Below are 20,305 nucleotides of genomic sequence, written 5' to 3'. Positions count from 1 at the left end.
ATACCAATCCGGAAAATTAACTGATCAGCTCTATCCAATCTCTAGTACACATTTTTGTGACGCGATCTTTGCACTCAAGAAATCCATTCCAAGCACGACAGACCTTGGAAACAATGTCGTTATAATCAGTGAAACTTTGATTCGCTAGATAATGTTGTCGTAACCAACTCCAAACTTGCTCTATAGGGTTGAGCTCTGGCGAGTAGGGAGGAAGCTTAATAATACTGACGTTATTAAACTCTCTCGCAATATCATCGGTATGCCAGCCTGCACCGTCCATTATAACGACAGCATGACGTCCTTTTTCAGTAGCCTTAGATATCTGCTCTAAGTGATTTTTCATTATGTCCTTGTTGACCCAAGGAACCACTATGGCTTCACCAATTCCTCTTTCAGGGCATACTGAACCAAACAAATAAGCGTATTCAAATTGCTGTTGTTTTACCACGCGAGGCCTCGTTCCACGAGCCGCCCAAAGACGTGTCGTTGTGTTCTGTTGGCCAAACCTAGCTTCGTCTTGAAACCAGACATCAACACTCTCCAGCCCAATATGGCTGGGGATCTTAAGGATCGTTTCTATTTTGAATTTTTTTAAAATCGTCTTGGACTTGCTGTGATTGTTTAGGGTGTTTGGAGCGAGAAGTTATCCAAGAGAAGCCCATGTGGTCGAGGAGATAATAAATAGAATTAGGGTGGTAGTATTTATCAAAGTTTTTCACGATGTAGTCATGTATATCGCTCCCGACAAGGCGCCCACCAGAAGGGGACTCAGCTTCTTTCTTAATGAATGCACTGAGTTGTTTTCGTTGTTCTGCATTGAGATATGCCGGTCTGCCGGTGCGAGGTTTTTCTTGAAGCCCCTCCAATCCTTCTTCAAGAAATACTTGAACCCATTTGTTTACACTAGTTCGACTGACTTTAAGGTATTTGGCAATTTGAGTGCGCGAGTGACCCTCTTTGAAGTGGGCAAGTGCTAACAAGCGAACCTTCATTTGAATGGTTTTTTGTTGGCTTGCTAGCTTTTTAAAATCTGTATTATTAAGGCTATCCATAGTGATTTTCTGCAAGAGTTCGATGGTCTCAATTAGATCATATTTTTACTTGAATTGGTATTACTCAAATCCAACGTTACTCAAAACCAATGTTACTCAAGTCCAATTTAACTCAGAATAATGAGGGCACATTCCAAGGATGACCATCAATTAAATCCGATATTTTTCAGCATTATCGAATGCTCACATTGCCGTAAACCTTACTCCACAAGCCTTACGATTTAAGCACTCGGCACCATTTATCGTGACGACAAAACATGTGATTTGTTGACCTGAGTTATTCGGACTATATATGCGCCTCTAATTTATTGTCTGAGTGCTATACATGAACCAACTGATCGATGCTCTTTCTACCCAAGGTTACTTTGTTTGGGATGACTTCTTAACTCACGAAGAAGTAGTGGCATTGAGGGATTGCATTCCAGAGAACTGGAAAAAGGCTAGGATCGGCCGTAACGATGATGTAGCACGAGAAGCAACGATTCGTAGTGACAAAATTCAGTGGGTACGCCGTGATATGGGCGAACCCGCATCTCTTTTCCTAGACAAAATGGAACAAATTCGTTTAGAAGCAAACCAAGCATTCTTTTTAGGCCTGTTCGAATACGAAGCGCACTTTGCGAAATACGAAGAAGGCGACTTCTATCAGAAGCACTTAGACTGCTTCAAAGGCAACGAAAACCGCCGCCTGACCACCGTGTTCTACATGAATGACGAATGGTCTGAAGAAGACGCAGGAGAGCTCGTGGTTTACGATCTAAAAGACAATCACATCGCGACCATTCCGCCAAAGGGTGGTCGACTGTTGGTATTCTTGTCTGAACAGTTCCCACACGAGGTTCTACCAACCAACACGGAGCGATTCAGTATCGCTGGGTGGTTCCGTATTAATGGCGTGAAAGACAACCAATTGGACATCGCGCACTAACACTGTATCCACATCGAACTTTACTCTTAAGCCTCTCCCTCGAGAGGCTTTTTTGTTGGACAACAGTTGTTCAATAAAACGTCTTAAGAACCGAACCTATTAAACATCAAAACCATCAATAACTTTTCTCTTAAATAAAATCGAAACGAATCTTTCATATCAGTGAAACGGTTTAGCCACGTAAGTGAAATATCCCCTGTTCAAGATAGCTTCAAACGATACCCCTACCGTCTCGTTAATACTCTAATTCAATACCTCTACATCGATTTCATCCAAAAGGAAAAGAAGATGAATAAGCAAATTTTGGCAGGCGTTCTTTCTGCGACAGCGGCAATGCCAGCGTTCGCAACGACTCAAGTCACTTGGTGGCACGCAATGGGCGGACAACTTGGAGAAACCGTCAATAAGATTGCGACGGACTTTAATGCGTCACAAGATGATTACAAGATCACGCCAATCTATAAAGGTTCATACACAGAGACCTTAACAGCGGGTATCGCGGCATATCGAGCAGGCGAAGCTCCTAACATTCTACAAGTATTCGATGCCGGTGCTGCCACCATCATGAACGCTAAAGGCGTCGCGAAACCGGTACAGGATATTCTGGTAGAGTCGGGCTACAGCTTTAATTCGAACGACTACCTAGCGGGCGTTCGTAACTTCTATGCCGACAACCAAGGCAAGATGGTTGGTATGCCTTTCAACAGTTCAACCCCAGTGCTGTACTACAACAAAAACCTTCTTGCGGAAGTCGGTGCCGCAGCACCTAAAACTTATGAAGAGTTAGAAGTGGTGGCCAAGAAGTTGAAAGCAAAAGGCCACATCGCGTTTTCTCAATCTCTAACGCCATGGATCATGTTCGAGAACTTTAAGTCACGCCATAACCTGCCAGTCTCTGACCAGAACAATGGCTATGACGGCCTATCCACTAAAATTATGTTCAACACCAAAGACATGATGATGCATGTTAGCAAGATGAAAGAGTGGTCAGATCTAGGTTACTACAAGTATTACGGCAGCGATTGGGATGCGAACCAAACGCCTTTCGAACGCCAAGAAGTGGCAATGTGGATGGGCTCTTCAGGTTCATTCGGTGGTTTACGTAACCGCGTACCTTTCGAGTTAGGCACAACTTATCTTCCATACTGGAAATCGGTTAACCCGGATGCTGGCTTAACCTTCATTGGTGGTGCAGCTCTGTTTGCACTCAATGGCCATGACCAACAACAAGACAAAGGTGTGGCAGCGTTCTTTGATTACCTGACTAAGCCTGAAACTCAAGTTTACTGGCACAAAACCACTGGCTATGTACCTGTAACGACCGCTGCCTATGAACTAGCCAAAGAGTCTGGCTACTACAAAGAACAGCCAGACGCAGAAGTGGGCGTTAAGCAATTAAGTTTCAAATCGGGCGAGTGGACTAAAGGCTACCGCTTGGGTTACTACCCACAAATTCGTGAAGTGATGCATCGTGAGTTTGACAATATCTTCGCCGACCGCTCTAGCGTCGAGAACAGCCTAGACAAGGTCGAAGATGAAAGCAGCAAACTACTAAAACGTTTCGCTCGCACCATGAACTAATTTTGCTTTTTAGCTAAAGCAGATAACTGAACTAAAGGCTTAACAAACCAAATCAGTTCAACAAACTAAATCAGTTCAACAAACCAAAGCAGTTCATCGCTCCTCACAACTTGTCAAAATCTCGGTCTAAGAGCGTGATGGCAAGGTGTGAGGAGATTGTTCATTAGCGCCATTTCTTGCTCCAACAACGATAACTCAACTGGATGCATGCCTTAATACCGCGCTAGTGATTTAGGTCGCTAATAGTGGCTACTGTAACTATTAGTGGCCACTGTAAATATTAGTGGTCACTGTAACTATTTTTAGGGATTACCCTGTGGAACGACGTCAGCAATTCTTTCACTCTCCGCTGCCTTACCTATTTTTGGCGCCTCAGATACTCATCATTGCCGTTTTCTTTATCTACCCAGCGACAAAAGCGGTATACCTGTCTTTTATGTTGGAAGACCCTTGGGGCACCTCTTCCATCTTCGTGTGGTTTGAGAACTATCAAATGCTATTTGAATCGAGTGAGTACCTCAACTCGATTGGCTTCACCTTGATGTTTGCGATTGTGGTCTCTTTCCTATCGCTTACTTTAGCGCTGCTGCTCGCGGTTAAAGCTGACAATATCATTCATGGTCAAGGGGCTTACAAAGTCACTCTCACTTGGGTTTATGCAGTTGCACCCGCGATAGCAGGCGTTATCGGTGCTTTCTTGTTTAATCCACACATTGGTGTATTTACTGAATTATTTGCCGTTGTGGGTTGGGACTTCAGTTTCCAAACCGATCCTGTTGATGCCACGTTTGCTCTGATTTTGGTGTCCGTGTGGAAACAGGTTTCGGTGAACTTCATCTACTTTCTAGCGGGGCTTCAATCGATCTCTTACGCCGTAAAAGAAGCAGCGATGCTGGATTGTATCAGTGACTCGAAACGTTTCTGGACCATCACTTTCCCACTACTCGCCCCAACTGGCTTCTTTCTATTGGTCATCAACCTCACCTACTCGTTCTTTGAAACCTTTGGTGTGATAGACACCATGACCAATGGCGGTCCAGGTGGTGGCACCACTTCGTTAGTCTACAAAGTGTATCGAGATGGTTTTGTCGGCGCAGATTTGGGCGGCAGCTCCGCACAATCAGTTGTGCTTTTACTGTTGGTCCTCACTCTTACATTTATCCAGTTTCGCGTTGTAGAAAAGCGTGTTCATTATTAGCCCACTACAGCTAGGTTTTAACGCGCAGGAGTTATCTATGAAAAGTAATAAGGTCTCTGACCATCTAATTTTAATTGCTGGGATGCTGTTTATGTTGGTCCCTATCTGGCTAATCTTCGCCAGTTCGACCCACAACCCAAACACTATTGTCAGCGAAGGCCTGCAATGGCTACCGGGCGATAACTTAACGGCCATTTATAGCGAAGCTTGGAACAAAAGCATGGGCTTTAGTGGCGAAGTCACCGCCAGCAAAATGATCACCAACTCAATGATCATGGGGTTAGGTTTTGCGATCGGTAAAATCATCATTTCGATGATGGCAGCGTATGCATTGGTCTACTTTCGACTACCTTACGCCACGGCGTGGTTTTGGTTGATTTTTGTGACCCTGCTATTGCCATTGGAGGTTCGCATAATCCCATCTTACGAAGTTGTTGCAGGGCTCGGTCTTCTTAATAGCTACACAGGGTTGATTCTGCCTTTGATCGCCTCAGCCACCGCGACCTTCTTTTTTAGGCAATTCTTCAAAACCATCCCCGATGAATTGTTAGAAGCCGCACAGTTAGACAACGCAGGTCCATTTCGATTCTTTGTCGATATCTTGCTGCCTCTTTCTAGAACCATGATCGCCGCGATTTTCATCATCATGTTTGTGGTGGGTTGGAACCAATACTTATGGCCGATCATGATGACTACCGATGAAGGCTACAACACCATCGTGATGGGGATAAAACAAGTGCTCAACAACATCAATGAAACCAGTTTACCGCGCTATGACTATGCTTTCGCCATGGTGATTTTAGCCATGTTGCCACCCGTTTTAGTGGTGGTCGTATTTCAGTGTTGGTTTGTAAAAGGGCTAGTAGAAAGTGAAAAATAATAACGACACAACTCAAATGAACAATAACCGCATTCAATCTCTCAATGAGTACAAGACATCTCACCTGCCTTCTCACCAAGCTATCCACAAAAATACAGAGGACACCTCGATGCCAAAACTAAAACAGACGCTAACGCACAACCAAGCCAACCAGGATTGTATGCGTAAAGCTCCCACCATGTTGGGTATCAAAAACTTGGTGAAGACGTATGAAAATGGCCATCAAGCCGTCAAAGGCGTCTCGCTTGATATCGATGAGGGTGAATTCCTTGTTTTGGTCGGCCCTTCTGGTTGTGGAAAGTCTTCTATCTTACGTTCCATTGCAGGTTTGGAAAGCATCTCTGGCGGTGAGATACACTTAGCTGGTCGTCGGGTCGATACCGAGAAACCAGCCCTGCGTGATATCGCGATGGTTTTCCAGAATTACGCACTCTACCCTCACATGACGGTGTATAAGAACCTCGCTTATGGCTTAAAGAACCGAGGTGTCAGTCAGCACCTTATTGAAGAGAAGATTGAAAGAGTCGCCAAAACACTGAAAATAGAAGAGTACCTAGATCGCAAGCCCGCCAAATTATCTGGAGGTCAGCGCCAACGAGTTGCTATGGGGCGAGCAATCGTCCGCGATCCACAATTGTTCTTGTTTGATGAACCTTTGTCTAACCTAGATGCCTCACTGCGTGCTCACATGAGACTAGAAATCAAAAAACTGCAGCGCGAACTCGGTGTCACTAGTGTTTACGTCACTCACGACCAAGTTGAAGCCATGACGCTAGCAGACAGAATCGTAGTACTCAACAAAGGTCAGATAGAGCAAGTCGGTACACCAAGAGAGGTCTACCACCAGCCAGCGAGTATCTTTGTGGCAAGCTTCATTGGCAGCCCTGCGATGAATTTCTTACCAGCAACACTTGACGACGGCTACCTTGAGATTGGCGATCAGCAAATGTACTTACCAGAATACGCTCACGTTAAGAACACCACTATCACGCTTGGTATTCGCCCAGAGCACTCAGAGGTTTGTACCGAATTAGTCATGAACGCTCTACCGCTTGAATTACGCATCAGCGTGGTTGAGCCTTTAGGGCCAAATCAATTAGTTCATGGCCTTGTGAACGAACAACCTTTTATTGCAGTGACACCCGAAACGACGTTGTCCCAAGCCGTCCCCCTCGGGCTAAGCATCGATAAATCCAACCTGCATATTTTTGACAATCTTGGCAAACGCATTCACCCAAGTAACTTCACATCACAGGAGTCACACGAAGATGCGACAAGCTTAACGACGGCTCTAGCTTAATCGAGTACACTGATATTTAATGCGTTTTTACGGTGCGTCTTTAAGAAGGATTAATTATGTCGTCTATCATCGTAGGTCATCGGGGTGTAGCAGGTACTCACCCAGAAAATACCAAAGCAAGCATTGAACAAGCGGCTAAACTCGGATTGAAATGGATTGAAGTTGATATTCAGCCCACTCAGGATGACCAGCTGGTCGTCTGTCACGACCACACACTAGAGCGTTGTAGTGACGGTCAAGGGCGTGTTGATGAACATACCTTGGCAGAATTGCGCCTGTTAGATTTTGGTAGCTGGAAATCGGAAAAGTTCGCTGGAGAAAAAATACTGACTCTAGGAGAGTTGCTCGCGCTTGTTAAGCAACATGATCTCAGCGTCAACCTCGAAATTAAAGTCGACAGCCGACATCAAGCCCCTCATGTGGTTGATCTGTTACACGACGAGTTGATTCGCTCAAATCTGGACACTGATAAGGTTTTATTATCGAGCTTCAGCCATAAGGTGGTTGCTGAAATGGCTCGTCATTTGCCGAGATATCGAGTGGGGGTGATCACTGAGCAACTGACTCAAGATGATCTGATGCTCATCAATGAGGTCAAAGCGTTCAGCTGTCACATGAACTATGAACACGTTGATCAGAGCGATCTTGACACACTCAACGAAGCAAACATTCAAGCATGGTGCTACACCGTCAATGACCCGTCTCGCTTCAAATTCCTCTCAAAAGTAGATGCCGTATTCACTGATTTTCCGAATCAATTCAACTCTATAAATTGAGCTCGTAAATACCGCAAAAATAGCCTCGATAAACTTTAAAATTAACTCCCGGGAAGCCTTAAAATTAAGTAGCAAACACAAGTGAGTAGGAGTACATTCCGCTACTCACTTGGTTTCACTAGCTCGCCTTATTAGACAGCTTCATTGGTTACTTAATTTATGGATCTCATTTTTAGTCCAACTTTCCCAATTTTGGGTGCAATTTTCATTTTCGCCGCTATTGTTCGTGGCTTCTCAGGTTTTGGGTTCACCTTAGTGGCATTGCCATTAAGTGCGTTATTCGTGCCTGTTATCGAACTGGTTCCCGTTTTCATGCTGATCGACCTGTTAGGCAATATCCAATTGCTGCCGAAGGTTAAACATCATGTAAATTGGCGCTGGGTTTCAAAAGTATTTATCCCTTGTTTGGCCTTCACTCCCGTCGGCTTACTGTTGCTCAAATCTGTTAGCCAAGACACGATCATCTTGATCATCAGTGCCTTCATTTTTGCGTCTGCACTTATGATCTACAAAGGGTTCCAATACAAAAGCGAACCTAGGTTTGCTCCCTATATTTTAGGCAGCCTTGCCGGGGTTATGAATGGCGCAGCTTCAATGTCTGGGCCTCCGGTTGGCACGCATGCACTTGCAAGTCCTGTCGAGCCTCACATTGCCAGAGCAGGCCTGATCGCGTTCTTTGTACTGGCTGATTCGAGTGCGTTTGTTTCAGCATCGATAGCAGGCTTAGTCGACCGTGATGTGGTCTGGATTACTATGGTACTTTTGCCAAGCAGCATGTTTGGTGGCTATGTCGGGTCTAAATTGTTCGAGAGGTTTGGCGGAGAAAAATTCAAGCCAGTCACCATTGCACTGCTGATCGTAATTGCTATATTCAGTGCAGGTCGAGTACTCGTCTAAATTGGGTAAGTGAAAACTTAATCTGCGTAAGTGAAAATCTAAACTGAACGAGTAAAACAATTTGGGTGCTACCATTCGATATGGATAGGAGTGCCCATTTTAACTAGTTCAATAAACGCATCCATATCTTGGTTCGTTAAAGCAATACAACCATCCGTCCAATCAAAGCTTTGTATAAAGCTCGGTGAACGGCGCTCACCATTTTTAATACCGTGGATTTTGATGTTCCCGCCAGGATCAACTTCATTTTCTTTTGCCCACTGCATATCCGAAGGTTGCGGGTAGCTGATATGCACTGAGCGATGAAAATCCGATTCTTCCAAAACATAGTCAAGCTGGTATTGCCCTTCTGGCGTTCGGTTGTCCCCTTCAAAGCGCTTATGCCCTTTCGGTTGTTTACCTAGTGCAATACGAAATTCCTGAACCACTTCCTCCCCTTTAAGTAGGTACATTCTACGTTTCGATTTATCAACCTTAACCAAAGTGACCACTTGCAATATCGGGTCTATACCAGAAGGTGCATCAGGTAGAGCGTAAAACTCTTGAGAGGAGCTTTGAGATGGATCTAGTGAAGAGCGCTGAGAAAGCTGGCCGACCTTTTGTTGAGAGTCCCCTTCAAGAGCATCGTCCAGAACCATGACATGTTTTGAATTCTCAGTGACCGATGATGTAGGTGTGCGATTAGAATGGGAGGTTGCTGACTCAAACACAATGGTTTCGATAGCGGTCGCATCAGACACAATTTTTTCGACGACGAGCTTCTCTGCATAAGTAAGCGAAGTAAAAAAGAGTAAGCACAACGATAAAGGCCAAATCAAACGCACCCCTAAATCTCCTCAAAACGCATAGACATGGTTCGAGATTGAGTTTCCATCCCTAACGACTCATAAAAACCCTGAGCTTGCTGGTTGAACTCCATTACTTCTAACCTAAGCTCGATAGCACCACTCGCTTGAGCCCACTGATTGAATGACTTCATTAAAGCTCGACCAACGCCTTGGCTTTGAACTTGATCGTTGACCACAATCGTATTCACTCTTGCCACTTTATGCGGCTGAATAAAGCTCACCCCTTTGTTCTGTGTCACCTTCCCGGCTAAGAAACCAACCACTTGTTGATCATCAACGGCAACTAAGAAAGCCCCTACAGGATCGATCATCAACCCTAGCCAGTATTCTTCAGTGTCGGTAAAACCCAATGAAGGTGGCGCAAATACCATAGGGGCACCAAGATGATGTTGACGATTTATCTGCTCAGAAAGCGCTAAAATAGAGCGAATGTCAGTTACCTTTGCGGTACGGATTTGCATATCATCACCTTGTTTGAATTCCATAGTACCTTAGCAAAAATGACTTCGTTGTGCACCGTTGTACTGGCTAACTCAGCCGCACTGTCATTGATGTAGATTGATATTAGGCTGTTATCTGGACAAACTGTTCCGCAAATCTACGACACACTAGCAACCTTTGAATGCTACTATCTCTGCAGAATCAATACACTAACGACTGGACACCTATATGATTAAGTTTGCTGTAATTGGAACGAATTGGATTACACAAAAGTTTGTTCAAGCTGCTCACGAATCTCAATCAATGCAACTTGCTGCGGTTTACTCTCGAAATCTAGACAGCGCGGCACAGTTCGCTCAAGAATTTGACGTTGAAACGACTTATGACTCTCTCGAAGCATTAGCCAGTGACAGTACAATAACAGCGGTTTACATCGCATCTCCAAACTCAATGCACTGTGAGCAATCGGTCTTGATGATGAAGCACGGCAAGCATGTGATTTGTGAAAAGCCTGTCGCGTCAAATATTGATGAAGCCACTCGAATGTTTGAAGTCGCAGAACAAAACGGCGTGGTGTTATTTGAAGCGTACAAATCTCAGTTTCTACCGAACTTTAAACAAATCCAACTTGGGTTAGAAAAGATTGGTAAGGTACATAAAGCACACATCAACTACTGCCAGTATTCATCGCGCTACCAAAAATACCTCAACGGTGAAAATCCAAATACGTTCAACCCTGCCTTCTCAAACGGCTCAATGGTAGACATTGGTTTCTATTGTGTCGCCGCTTCCGTGGCACTGTTTGGCAAGCCTCAAGCAGCTCACGCTTCTGCTAAATTGCTTGATTCTGGCGTGGATGCTCATGGCTGTGCAATCTTTCAATATCCAGAGTTTGACGTGACCCTTGCGCACTCCAAAGTCAGTGACTCTTATGCACCTAGTGAAATCCAAGGTGAACGAGGGGCGATCATTATCGATCACATTGCCGAATGTACCGACATTAAGATCCGTTACCGTGATGGTCGTGTTGAGAACCTTACTCAAGCGCAAAGCGAAAATTCGATGTGTTACGAGGCGCAAGCCTTTACAGACTGTATTGCTGGCGACAGCACAACACAAACACAAGCCCAACAACGCGCCTTAACCGTTGCCAAGTTAATTACAGAGATGCGTCAGCAAGTTGGTGTCGTTTATCCTGCAGACAAATAACACAGCTGAATGAACTAACAACCTGATTTTTAAAAGATACTGATTTATGCATAAGTAAATTTAATCTTTACGATAAATAACTGGATTAGTTGATTGAAGTGTCATCTGTTTAAATCCTCGTTCGATATCTATCGTATTTATTTAATTTATTGAAGGTGTGTAAAGTGTTTTCAGTTGACGATCGCGTTGTAGCAACAAAAGGTGTTGAACTTGGTGAAATGGTAGTAACTGGCCTAAGCGCTGGTGGCGGCTACGTTCACGTTACAACTGTAGAAGGCGCAATGACGCTTACTTACCCAACGCAAGACCTTAAAAAAGCATAGTTTAGCCACTCTGCTCTTTTAGTAGTCACTCTGCTAAAGGTAACAACATTGAGGCTTTGGCTGACTTCACTCTTCTGCATTAGAGTGAGCAGCCAGAGCCTTTTTTATATTTGTGACTCCCCCATCACCCTCTTCATTTATCAAGCAAATCACAACTAACTTGAAAAATCGAAGCTCCCCGAAACATTGTCCTTACGAGCTTAGATTTTTTATGACTCCGCTGTCTTTGATTACAGTAATCGCCTTCTCAACCCTGTACGTTCCAAGATTCGTGTCGAAATCTCTTCAACAGACAGTGACGAGGTGTTGATGTATGGAATGGCTTCACGTCTGAACAACCCTTCAACCGTTTGCAGCTCATACAAACATTGAGAGTCACTCGCGTATTCACTGCCTGCCAATCGATTTTCACGGATCTCGGTCAGCCTTTCCGCATCAATCGTCAAACCAAACAACTTATGGCGATATATCTCAAACTCCGGTAACAACCTTAAGCGAGCAATATCATCATGGATAAACGGATAGTTTGCGACGCGTAAACCAAACTGCATTGCCATGTACAAGCTCGTTGGCGTTTTACCGCTGCGAGAGACTCCCAACAAGATAATGTCTGCCTCTTCCAAGCCTTTTAAAGTAATGCCGTCGTCGTGCGCTAACGTGTATTCGATAGCAGCAATACGGTCGAAGTATTTGTCCGAGTCTTTATTAACGCTACGAGAACGCTGCAGCTTCGGCTTAGGCGCCATTTTCGTATCATCTTGCACTTTCTGCACGATACTCTCTAACACGTCATAACAATGCGCAGGCGCATCTAACAGCTTGAGTTTTATCTCCGGAATCACAATCGAGAAAAAGACCAAAGGTTCATGGCCTGTTGCTCGATATGAAATCTCGATCTCTTTCAATAAATCAGAAAGTTTGTCTTCACTTTCGACAAACGGGAAGGTTTTTTCATTAGCTTCGAATGGGAATTGACCTAGAACAACATGCCCTAAAGTCTCACATGTTATGGCCGTTCCATCAGAAACATAGAATACATCACGACTTTGGATATCAATTTGCATTTTTTATTTAATGTTTAAAATTATTTTGAGTAGGATGGGAACCATAATATATATAACGAAACCCTGCTGACTATTACGTCCCCCACAGCTTTAGAAAATAATTTACATTTTTTTAAACTGATACGTAATCGTTTGCCTTTAAATCCCTACAATGCTTGCTATGTTTCTGGAGAAATAAATGCAAAATAACACCCTATGGTTCAATGGCCTTTCCATGGAAGATGTCGACAAAGTCGGCGGTAAGAATGCTTCACTTGGCGAGATGGTGTCTAACCTAGCCAACGCTGGCGTATCGGTACCAAATGGTTTTGCTACCACATCTTATGCGTTTAATAACTTTCTTGACTACAAAGGTCTTGATGAACGCATTCACCAACTCCTTGATGAACTTGATGTTGAAGACGTTGACGCACTGCGTAAGACAGGTGCAACGATTCGACAATGGGTTCTAGACGCGCCATTCCCAGAATCACTAGAGCAAGATATCCGTGATAACTACCGCGAACTGATTGAAGGCAACGAAGAATTGTCTATTGCGGTTCGTTCATCGGCAACGGCTGAAGACCTTCCAGATGCTTCTTTCGCAGGCCAACAAGAAACCTTCCTTAACGTGAAAGGTATCGATGCGGTTATCGAAGCAACGAAACACGTGTTCGCTTCACTATTTAACGACCGTGCTATCTCTTACCGCGTGCACCAAGGCTTTGATCACCGTGGCATTTCATTGTCTGCGGGCATTCAACGTATGGTTCGCTCAGACAAAGCCTCTTCAGGTGTGATGTTCACGCTTGATACTGAGTCAGGCTTCGACCAAGTGGTGTTCATTACCTCTTCTTGGGGTCTAGGTGAAATGGTTGTACAAGGCGCAGTGAACCCAGACGAGTTCTATGTTCACAAGCCAATGTTAGAAGCGGGTCACTATCCAGTCGTTAAAAAGACGTTTGGTTCTAAGTTGATCAAGATGATCTACTCAACCAACCAAGAGATCGGCAAACAAGTTGATATCATCGATACGGATACTCAAGAGCGTAACGAGTTCTCATTGAACGATGAAGAGATCAAAGAGCTAGCAAAACAAGCGATGATCATCGAGAAGCACTACCAACGTCCGATGGACATTGAGTGGGCAAAAGATGGCATCGACGGCAAGCTTTACATCGTTCAAGCTCGACCAGAAACGGTATGTTCTCAAAGTGACCAAAACGTTATCGAGCGTTACGAGCTAAACAATAAGGCGGATGTCTTGGTTGAAGGTCGTGCTATCGGTCAGCGTATCGGTTCAGGCCCTGTTCGCTTGGTTGATTCTCTAGACCAAATGTCACTGGTTCAAGAAGGCGACGTGCTAGTAACTGACATGACAGACCCAGACTGGGAACCTGTAATGAAGAAAGCCTCTGCGATTGTCACTAACCGTGGCGGCCGTACTTGTCACGCAGCAATCATTGCTCGTGAGCTAGGCATTCCTGCCATTGTTGGTTGTGGTACCGCGACAAGCAGCCTGAATGATGGCGACACCGTAACAGTGTCATGTTCAGAAGGTGAAACAGGCTACGTTTACAACGGCGAACTCGACTTTGAAATCAAACGTTCTGAGGTTGATGAGCTACCAATGCTGCCAACTAAAGTAATGATGAACGTGGGTAACCCAGATCGTGCCTTCGACTTCGCTCAAATCCCGAACGAAGGTGTTGGCCTTGCTCGTCTTGAATTCATCATCAACAAGATGATCGGTATTCACCCTAAAGCTCTGCTGAACTTCGATGAGCAAACGGACGAGATCAAAGCAGAAATCAACCAGCGAATTCGTGGCTACAAAGATCCTATCGATTTCTACGTAAGCAAGCTAACGGAAGGCATCGCGACTATCGCGTCTGCATTCTGGCCTAAGCGTGTAATCGTACGTATGTCTGACTTTAAGTCGAACGAGTACAGCAACCTTGTTGGCGGTAAAACATTTGAACCACATGAAGAAAACCCAATGCTGGGCTTCCGTGGTGCATCCCGTTACATCTCTCCAGTATTTGAAGACTGTTTCGAGCTAGAAACTCAAGCGCTAAAACGCGTTCGTAACGAGATGGGACTAAAGAACGTTGAAATCATGATCCCATTCGTTCGCACCCCGAGCGAAGCGGCATCAGTTATCGACATTCTGGCTAAGTTTAACCTACGTCGTGGCGACCAAGGTCTGAAAGTCATCATGATGTGTGAGCTACCATCGAATGCGATATTGGCTGATGAGTTCTTGAAGTACTTCGATGGCTTCTCTATCGGTTCAAACGACATGACACAGCTGACACTTGGCCTAGACCGAGATTCAGGTGACGTTGCGCACTTATTCGATGAGCGTAACCCAGCAGTGAAAGCGATGCTAAAAATGGCAATCGATGCCGCGGCTAAAGCGGGTAAATACGTAGGTATTTGTGGCCAAGGTCCATCTGACCATGACGACCTAGCCGAGTGGTTAATGGAGCAAGGCATCAGCTCGGTTTCATTGAACCCAGATACAGTTATCGACACATGGCTGAAACTGGGTAACGTTGCGAATAAGTAACACTTAACCACCCAAAAGTCGCTTTCACAAAAAGTAAATACTACAAAGCCAGTCACTACGACTGGCTTTTTGTTCACCGAAAGCCAACAAAGTTAATCTGCCTATCGCAACAAACATTGGTATCGAGCTGACCTTACGTTATCCTTTACGCAATTCTTCATTGAGAGGATTGTCACCACGACAACCCTGACTTCAAGACTGATAAGAGTGTTATGAATTCGACTACCGCAACTCCCTCGCCATCTCTTGGCCGACAACTCTATACAATGACATGGCCAATGCTGTTTGGGGTGCTTTCCCTAATGAGCTTCCAGCTTGTAGACAGTGCTTTTATTGGCCAACTGGGCGTGCTGCCACTCGCCGTTCAAGGTTTCACACTTCCAATACAGATGATCATCATTGGTATTCAAGTCGGGTTAGGTATCGCGACCACTGCGGTTATCGCGAGAGCTATTGGCGCGAACGAGACACGCTACGCTAAGCAGCTTGGTGGACTAGTGATTGCGATGGGCAGCGTGAGTGTCGCGCTTTTCTCCGTCATCATATACCTGCTTCGTGGGCCAATTTTACAGTTGTTAGATGCGCCACCGACAGTATTGCCGATCATCGATTCTTATTGGATCTATTGGTTGGTCAGCTCTTGGACAGGTGCGCTGCTCTACTTTTTCTACAGCGTGTGTCGTGCCAACGGTAATACTATGCTGCCCGGCTCAATGATGATCGCGACCAGTATCATCAACTTGATATTGGACCCGATTTTCATCTTTACCCTCGACATGGGCATTAATGGAGCCGCCATTGCGACCATCTTAGCATTCGGCGCGGGTATCTTTATCGTTGCTCCAAAAGTGACTAAAAAGCATTGGATGACCTTCGACTGGCACGATCTTGATATCGGTAAGAGTGTTCGTTCCATTGGTAACATCATGGGTCCCGCGATGATCAGTCAATTGCTACCGCCAGTTTCATCAATGTTCGCCACAAAACTGCTTGCAGGCTATGGCACCGCTGCAGTTGCAGCTTGGGCATTGGGTTCGCGTTTTGAATTCTTCTCAATTGTCGCCGTGCTAGCACTGACAATGTCGATGCCTCCAATGATTGGCCGCATGCTGGGAGAGAACAACCTCGAAAACATACGTAGGCTCGTTAAGATTGCGGTGATGTTTGTATTGGGTTTCCAGTTGGTGATTGCATTGGTAACTTGGCTGCTCTCAGGTGGACTGGCAAACCTAATGACCAGTGAAAGCGAAGTCTCAATGATTTTGAACTATCACCTACTGATCGTTCCTATCAGCTTAGGTCCATTGGGAATTTGTATGCTGATGGTTTCTGTTTCTAACGCTCTGGGCAAGTCTTACACCGCATTAACGATTTCAGCGTTGCGTCTGTTTGCCTTCTTCTTGCCTTGCCTGTGGGTTGGCTCTCAGCTTGCTGGAATTGAAGGTCTATTCTGGGGCGCTATGGTGGGTAATGTACTTGCCGGAACATGTGCATGGTTTATGTACCAACGCGCACTTGGGCAAGTCGAGGCTAAGCTTGTTAATTAATCAGTTAGCGTACTAAACGGCTTGTCAGCTAATCCGCTAGCAAGTTGTTAAATACAAGAAAGCAGCCACTTAGGTTGCTTTTTTTGTTCTCAGGCGAAGATATTGGATTCAAGTTTGTTCAAAATAATTCAAAAACTCACAGCAACCTTCTCGGAACAGTCGTAAAGCCTCTGCCAGTTTTCCATCATCCCAATGCAATCACTCAAGGCTTTCTAATCGCTCAGCCTAACTAGAGTCATCAAAGCGAAGATCATAAAAGCGAGGAGGGCAAAACCTTGGCAGGGTTACCAACCACAATTGAGTATGGAGACTCGCCTTTGGTAGCCCTGTCAACGTAGACAATCGAGCGATTCAAATCTACCATCAACATCAACATCAATGAACTAATCATTCCGTTGTCTCAAAGTACTTCACCAATCCGAAACTACAAGACTTCAGTTTCATTCGGAACGATTTAAAAAAGAAGTCATTACAGTAAATCTGCCATTTTGAATAGTTCGGACGCCCTTCTTTACCAAATTCAAGACGTAAAAAAGCCCGCTGATTTCTCAGCGGGCTTTCTAATGGTGGTGGAGGGATAGGGATTTGAACCCTAGAACCGCTATTAACGGTTGCCGGTTTTCAAGACCGGTGCTTTCGACCACTCAGCCATCCCTCCAACAAATTGTCATCAACAGATTAGTACACTGGTGATGTTGTTACTTGCTACGCAAATAACGAGACCTTTTGTCTTGTCTATTTAAATAGACAAAGTCGAAATTAAAGCCTGGCGATGTCCTACTCTCACATGGGGAAACCCCACACTACCATCGGCGCTATTGTGTTTCACTTCTGAGTTCGGCATGGAATCAGGTGGGTCCACAATGCTATGGTCGCCAAGCAAATTTTAAAATTCGGAAAACAAACTGATTCAACAAGGTCTGTCTTTGAGTCCACAAAACCCCTTGGGTGTTGTATGGTTAAGCCTCACGGGCAATTAGTACAGGTTAGCTCAATGCCTCGCAGCACTTACACACCCTGCCTATCAACGTCGTAGTCTACGACAACCCTTTAGGACACTTATAGTGCCAGGGAAAACTCATCTCAAGGCTCGCTTCCCGCTTAGATGCTTTCAGCGGTTATCGATTCCGAACTTAGCTACCGGGCAATGCCATTGGCATGACAACCCGAACACCAGAGGTTCGTCCACTCCGGTCCTCTCGTACTAGGAGCAGCCCCTTTCAATTTTCCAACGCCCACGGCAGATAGGGACCGAACTGTCTCACGACGTTCTAAACCCAGCTCGCGTACCACTTTAAATGGCGAACAGCCATACCCTTGGGACCGACTTCAGCCCCAGGATGTGATGAGCCGACATCGAGGTGCCAAACACCGCCGTCGATATGAACTCTTGGGCGGTATCAGCCTGTTATCCCCGGAGTACCTTTTATCCGTTGAGCGATGGCCCTTCCATTCAGAACCACCGGATCACTATGACCTGCTTTCGCACCTGCTCGAATTGTCATTCTCGCAGTCAAGCGGGCTTATGCCATTGCACTAACCACACGATGTCCAACCGTGTTTAGCCCACCTTCGTGCTCCTCCGTTACTCTTTGGGAGGAGACCGCCCCAGTCAAACTACCCACCAGGCACTGTCCGTAATCCCGATTCAGGGACCAACGTTAGAACATCAAAACTACAAGGGTGGTATTTCAAGGACGACTCCACCACATCTAGCGACGCGGTTTCAAAGTCTCCCACCTATCCTACACATGTAGGTTCAATGTTCAGTGCCAAGCTGTAGTAAAGGTTCACGGGGTCTTTCCGTCTAGCCGCGGGTACACTGCATCTTCACAGCGATTTCAATTTCACTGAGTCTCGGGTGGAGACAGCGTGGCCATCATTACGCCATTCGTGCAGGTCGGAACTTACCCGACAAGGAATTTCGCTACCTTAGGACCGTTATAGTTACGGCCGCCGTTTACCGGGGCTTCGATCAAGAGCTTCGACCGAAGTCTAACCCCATCAATTAACCTTCCGGCACCGGGCAGGCGTCACACCGTATACGTCATCTTACGATTTTGCACAGTGCTGTGTTTTTAATAAACAGTTGCAGCCACCTGGTATCTGCGACTCTCGTCTGCTCCATCCGCAAGGGACTTCACTGATAAGAGCGTACCTTCTCCCGAAGTTACGGTACCATTTTGCCTAGTTCCTTCACCCGAGTTCTCTCAAGCGCCTTGGTATTCTCTACCCGACCACCTGTGTCGGTTTGGGGTACGATTCCTTACAATCTGAAGCTTAGAGGCTTTTCCTGGAAGCATGGCATCAATGACTTCACTACCGTAGTAGCTCGACATCGTATCTCAGCGTTAAGAAAGTCCGGATTTACCTAAACTTTCCGCCTACGTACTTGAACCTGGACAACCGTCGCCAGGCCCACCTAGCCTTCTCCGTCCCCCCATCGCAATTGTAAGAAGTACGGGAATATTAACCCGTTTCCCATCGACTACGCCTTTCGGCCTCGCCTTAGGAGTCGACTTACCCTGCCCCGATTAACGTTGGACAGGAACCCTTGGTCTTCCGGCGAGGGAGTTTTTCACTCCCTTTATCGTTACTCATGTCAGCATTCGCACTTCTGATACCTCCAGCAGCCCTTACAGACCACCTTCAACGGCTTACAGAACGCTCCCCTACCCCACATACCCTAAGGTACGTAGCCGCAGCTTCGGTGTATAGCTTAGCCCCGTTACATCTTCCGCGCAGGCCGACTCGACCAGTGAGCTATTACGCTTTCTTTAAATGATGGCTGCTTCTAAGCCAACATCCTGGCTGTCTGAGCCTTCCCACATCGTTTCCCACTTAGCTATACTTTGGGACCTTAGCTGGCGGTCTGGGTTGTTTCCCTCTCCACGACGGACGTTAGCACCCGCCGTGTGTCTCCCGGATAGTACTTACTGGTATTCGGAGTTTGCAAAGGGTTGGTAAGTCGGGATGACCCCCTAGCCTTAACAGTGCTCTACCCCCAGTAGTATTCGTCCGAGGCGCTACCTAAATAGCTTTCGGGGAGAACCAGCTATCTCCAGGTTTGATTGGCCTTTCACCCCTAGCCACAAGTCATCCGCTAATTTTTCAACATTAGTCGGTTCGGTCCTCCAGTTGATGTTACTCAACCTTCAACCTGCCCATGGCTAGATCACCTGGTTTCGGGTCTAATCCTAGCAACTGTACGCCCAGTTAAGACTCGGTTTCCCTACGGCTCCCCTAAACGGTTAACCTTGCTACTAAAATTAAGTCGCTGACCCATTATACAAAAGGTACGCAGTCACACCACGAAGGTGCTCCTACTGCTTGTACGTACACGGTTTCAGGTTCTATTTCACTCCCCTCACAGGGGTTCTTTTCGCCTTTCCCTCACGGTACTGGTTCACTATCGGTCAGTCAGTAGTATTTAGCCTTGGAGGATGGTCCCCCCATATTCAGACAGGATATCACGTGTCCCGCCCTACTCGATTTCACTGATTATGATGTGTCGGTTACGGGGCTATCACCCTTTATTGCGAGACTTTCCAGACTCTTCACCTGCATCATTAAAAGCTTAAGGGCTAATCCAATTTCGCTCGCCGCTACTTTCGGAATCTCGGTTGATTTCTCTTCCTCGGGGTACTTAGATGTTTCAGTTCCCCCGGTTTGCCTCCTGTTGCTATGTATTCACAACAGGATACGTGCTT

The 20,305-nt window shown here is 45.7% G+C and carries 15 protein-coding genes, 1 tRNA gene and 2 rRNA genes; 11 read left to right on the top strand and 7 right to left on the bottom strand.

From position 1 onward, the window contains the following. Positions 1-16: 16 nt before the first annotated feature. A protein-coding gene (locus ED652_RS22045) for an IS630 family transposase (protein WP_162929978.1) occupies positions 17-1,052 on the bottom strand; the annotation gives its coding sequence in 2 pieces (ribosomal slippage) (positions 17-587 and positions 586-1,052; 1,038 coding nt in all). A 325-nt stretch (positions 1,053-1,377) separates the two neighbouring features. Between ED652_RS22045 and ED652_RS22040 the strand changes: the two genes are divergently transcribed. From ED652_RS22040 to ED652_RS22010, 7 genes are all read left to right on the top strand, one after another. Then, a complete protein-coding gene (locus ED652_RS22040; RefSeq protein ID WP_102326794.1) occupies positions 1,378-1,980 on the top strand; it encodes a 2OG-Fe(II) oxygenase in 603 nt (200 codons plus the stop codon). A 288-nt stretch (positions 1,981-2,268) separates the two neighbouring features. Beyond that, on the top strand, positions 2,269-3,561 hold the full coding sequence (locus ED652_RS22035; protein WP_122056173.1) for an extracellular solute-binding protein: 1,293 nt from the start codon (positions 2,269-2,271) through the stop codon (positions 3,559-3,561). A gap of 316 nt (positions 3,562-3,877) precedes the next feature. Continuing rightward, positions 3,878-4,759 carry an ABC transporter permease subunit gene (locus tag ED652_RS22030; RefSeq protein WP_122056172.1) on the top strand — a complete coding sequence of 294 codons (882 nt, stop codon included), beginning with the start codon at positions 3,878-3,880 and terminating at the stop codon, positions 4,757-4,759. 37 nt (positions 4,760-4,796) lie between these two features. Next, on the top strand, positions 4,797-5,639 hold the full coding sequence (gene ugpE, locus ED652_RS22025; protein ID WP_122056171.1) for a sn-glycerol-3-phosphate ABC transporter permease UgpE: 843 nt from the start codon (positions 4,797-4,799) through the stop codon (positions 5,637-5,639). Continuing rightward, complete coding sequence (locus tag ED652_RS22020) at positions 5,629-6,939, top strand: sn-glycerol-3-phosphate import ATP-binding protein UgpC (protein WP_122056170.1); 1,311 nt, start codon at positions 5,629-5,631, stop codon at positions 6,937-6,939. Before ugpE ends, ED652_RS22020 begins: the two co-directional genes overlap by 11 nt. A gap of 56 nt (positions 6,940-6,995) precedes the next feature. Next, positions 6,996-7,715, top strand: a complete 720-nt coding sequence (locus ED652_RS22015; protein ID WP_122056169.1) for a glycerophosphodiester phosphodiesterase family protein — start codon at positions 6,996-6,998, stop codon at positions 7,713-7,715. A gap of 159 nt (positions 7,716-7,874) precedes the next feature. Continuing rightward, positions 7,875-8,612: a sulfite exporter TauE/SafE family protein gene (locus ED652_RS22010; protein ID WP_102466248.1), complete on the top strand. Its 738-nt coding sequence runs from the start codon at positions 7,875-7,877 to the stop codon at positions 8,610-8,612. Between the two features lie 68 nt (positions 8,613-8,680). On the opposite strand, the gene ED652_RS22005 is transcribed toward ED652_RS22010, so the two are convergent. Continuing rightward, positions 8,681-9,436: a murein L,D-transpeptidase family protein gene (locus tag ED652_RS22005; protein WP_122056168.1), complete on the bottom strand. Its 756-nt coding sequence runs from the start codon at positions 9,434-9,436 to the stop codon at positions 8,681-8,683. 2 nt (positions 9,437-9,438) lie between these two features. Continuing rightward, positions 9,439-9,921, bottom strand: a complete 483-nt coding sequence (locus ED652_RS22000) for a GNAT family N-acetyltransferase (protein WP_122056175.1) — start codon at positions 9,919-9,921, stop codon at positions 9,439-9,441. 208 nt (positions 9,922-10,129) lie between these two features. Here ED652_RS22000 and ED652_RS21995 point away from each other — a divergent pair, with 208 nt between their 5' ends. Further along, the gene (locus ED652_RS21995) at positions 10,130-11,110 is read left to right on the top strand and encodes a Gfo/Idh/MocA family protein (RefSeq protein WP_122056167.1); all 981 of its coding nucleotides are present in this window, start codon (positions 10,130-10,132) and stop codon (positions 11,108-11,110) included. 164 nt (positions 11,111-11,274) lie between these two features. Then, a complete protein-coding gene (locus ED652_RS23845) occupies positions 11,275-11,433 on the top strand; it encodes a hypothetical protein (RefSeq protein ID WP_162929977.1) in 159 nt (52 codons plus the stop codon). Positions 11,434-11,663: 230 nt separating this feature from the next. Here the strand turns inward: ED652_RS23845 and ED652_RS21990 are convergent, their stop codons facing one another. After that, positions 11,664-12,497 (bottom strand): pyruvate, water dikinase regulatory protein, encoded by an 834-nt coding sequence (locus tag ED652_RS21990; RefSeq protein WP_009846294.1) that lies wholly within the window; start codon positions 12,495-12,497, stop codon positions 11,664-11,666. Between the two features lie 178 nt (positions 12,498-12,675). On the opposite strand from ED652_RS21990, the gene ppsA reads away from it, so the two are divergent. Both ppsA and ED652_RS21980 read left to right on the top strand, forming a co-directional pair. Continuing rightward, positions 12,676-15,048: a phosphoenolpyruvate synthase gene (ppsA, locus tag ED652_RS21985; RefSeq protein WP_122056166.1), complete on the top strand. Its 2,373-nt coding sequence runs from the start codon at positions 12,676-12,678 to the stop codon at positions 15,046-15,048. A 212-nt stretch (positions 15,049-15,260) separates the two neighbouring features. Further along, the gene (locus ED652_RS21980) at positions 15,261-16,595 is read left to right on the top strand and encodes an MATE family efflux transporter (protein WP_102544824.1); all 1,335 of its coding nucleotides are present in this window, start codon (positions 15,261-15,263) and stop codon (positions 16,593-16,595) included. Positions 16,596-17,162: 567 nt separating this feature from the next. Here the strand turns inward: ED652_RS21980 and ED652_RS21970 are convergent. The 3 genes from ED652_RS21970 to ED652_RS21960 form a co-directional block, all read right to left on the bottom strand. Continuing rightward, positions 17,163-17,253: transfer RNA gene (locus ED652_RS21970), tRNA-Ser, on the bottom strand. Between the two features lie 106 nt (positions 17,254-17,359). Then, positions 17,360-17,475, bottom strand: a 5S ribosomal RNA gene (gene rrf / locus ED652_RS21965). Between the two features lie 75 nt (positions 17,476-17,550). Continuing rightward, a 23S ribosomal RNA gene (locus ED652_RS21960) occupies positions 17,551-20,305 on the bottom strand; the annotation flags it as partial.

Origin of the sequence: Vibrio sp. Evd11 (genome assembly GCF_900382755.1) — a bacterium.
GTDB lineage: Bacteria > Pseudomonadota > Gammaproteobacteria > Enterobacterales > Vibrionaceae > Vibrio > Vibrio lentus.
The sequence above is the reverse complement of the archived record's forward strand: the minus strand, read 5'-3'. Positions and strand labels throughout refer to the sequence as shown.

Bases quoted from the DNA above. Each gene is read 5' to 3' on its own strand.
- ED652_RS22040 (WP_102326794.1), top strand. From the start codon at position 1,378: ATGAACCAACTGATCGATGCTCTTTCTACCCAAGGTTACTTTGTTTGG.
- ED652_RS22035 (WP_122056173.1), top strand. From the start codon at position 2,269: ATGAATAAGCAAATTTTGGCAGGCGTTCTTTCTGCGACAGCGGCAATG.
- ugpE (WP_122056171.1), top strand. From the start codon at position 4,797: ATGAAAAGTAATAAGGTCTCTGACCATCTAATTTTAATTGCTGGGATG.
- ED652_RS22015 (WP_122056169.1), top strand. From the start codon at position 6,996: ATGTCGTCTATCATCGTAGGTCATCGGGGTGTAGCAGGTACTCACCCA.
- ED652_RS22010 (WP_102466248.1), top strand. From the start codon at position 7,875: ATGGATCTCATTTTTAGTCCAACTTTCCCAATTTTGGGTGCAATTTTC.
- ED652_RS22000 (WP_122056175.1), bottom strand. From the start codon at position 9,921: ATGCAAATCCGTACCGCAAAGGTAACTGACATTCGCTCTATTTTAGCG.
- ED652_RS21995 (WP_122056167.1), top strand. From the start codon at position 10,130: ATGATTAAGTTTGCTGTAATTGGAACGAATTGGATTACACAAAAGTTT.
- ED652_RS21990 (WP_009846294.1), bottom strand. From the start codon at position 12,497: ATGCAAATTGATATCCAAAGTCGTGATGTATTCTATGTTTCTGATGGA.
- ppsA (WP_122056166.1), top strand. From the start codon at position 12,676: ATGCAAAATAACACCCTATGGTTCAATGGCCTTTCCATGGAAGATGTC.
- ED652_RS21980 (WP_102544824.1), top strand. From the start codon at position 15,261: ATGAATTCGACTACCGCAACTCCCTCGCCATCTCTTGGCCGACAACTC.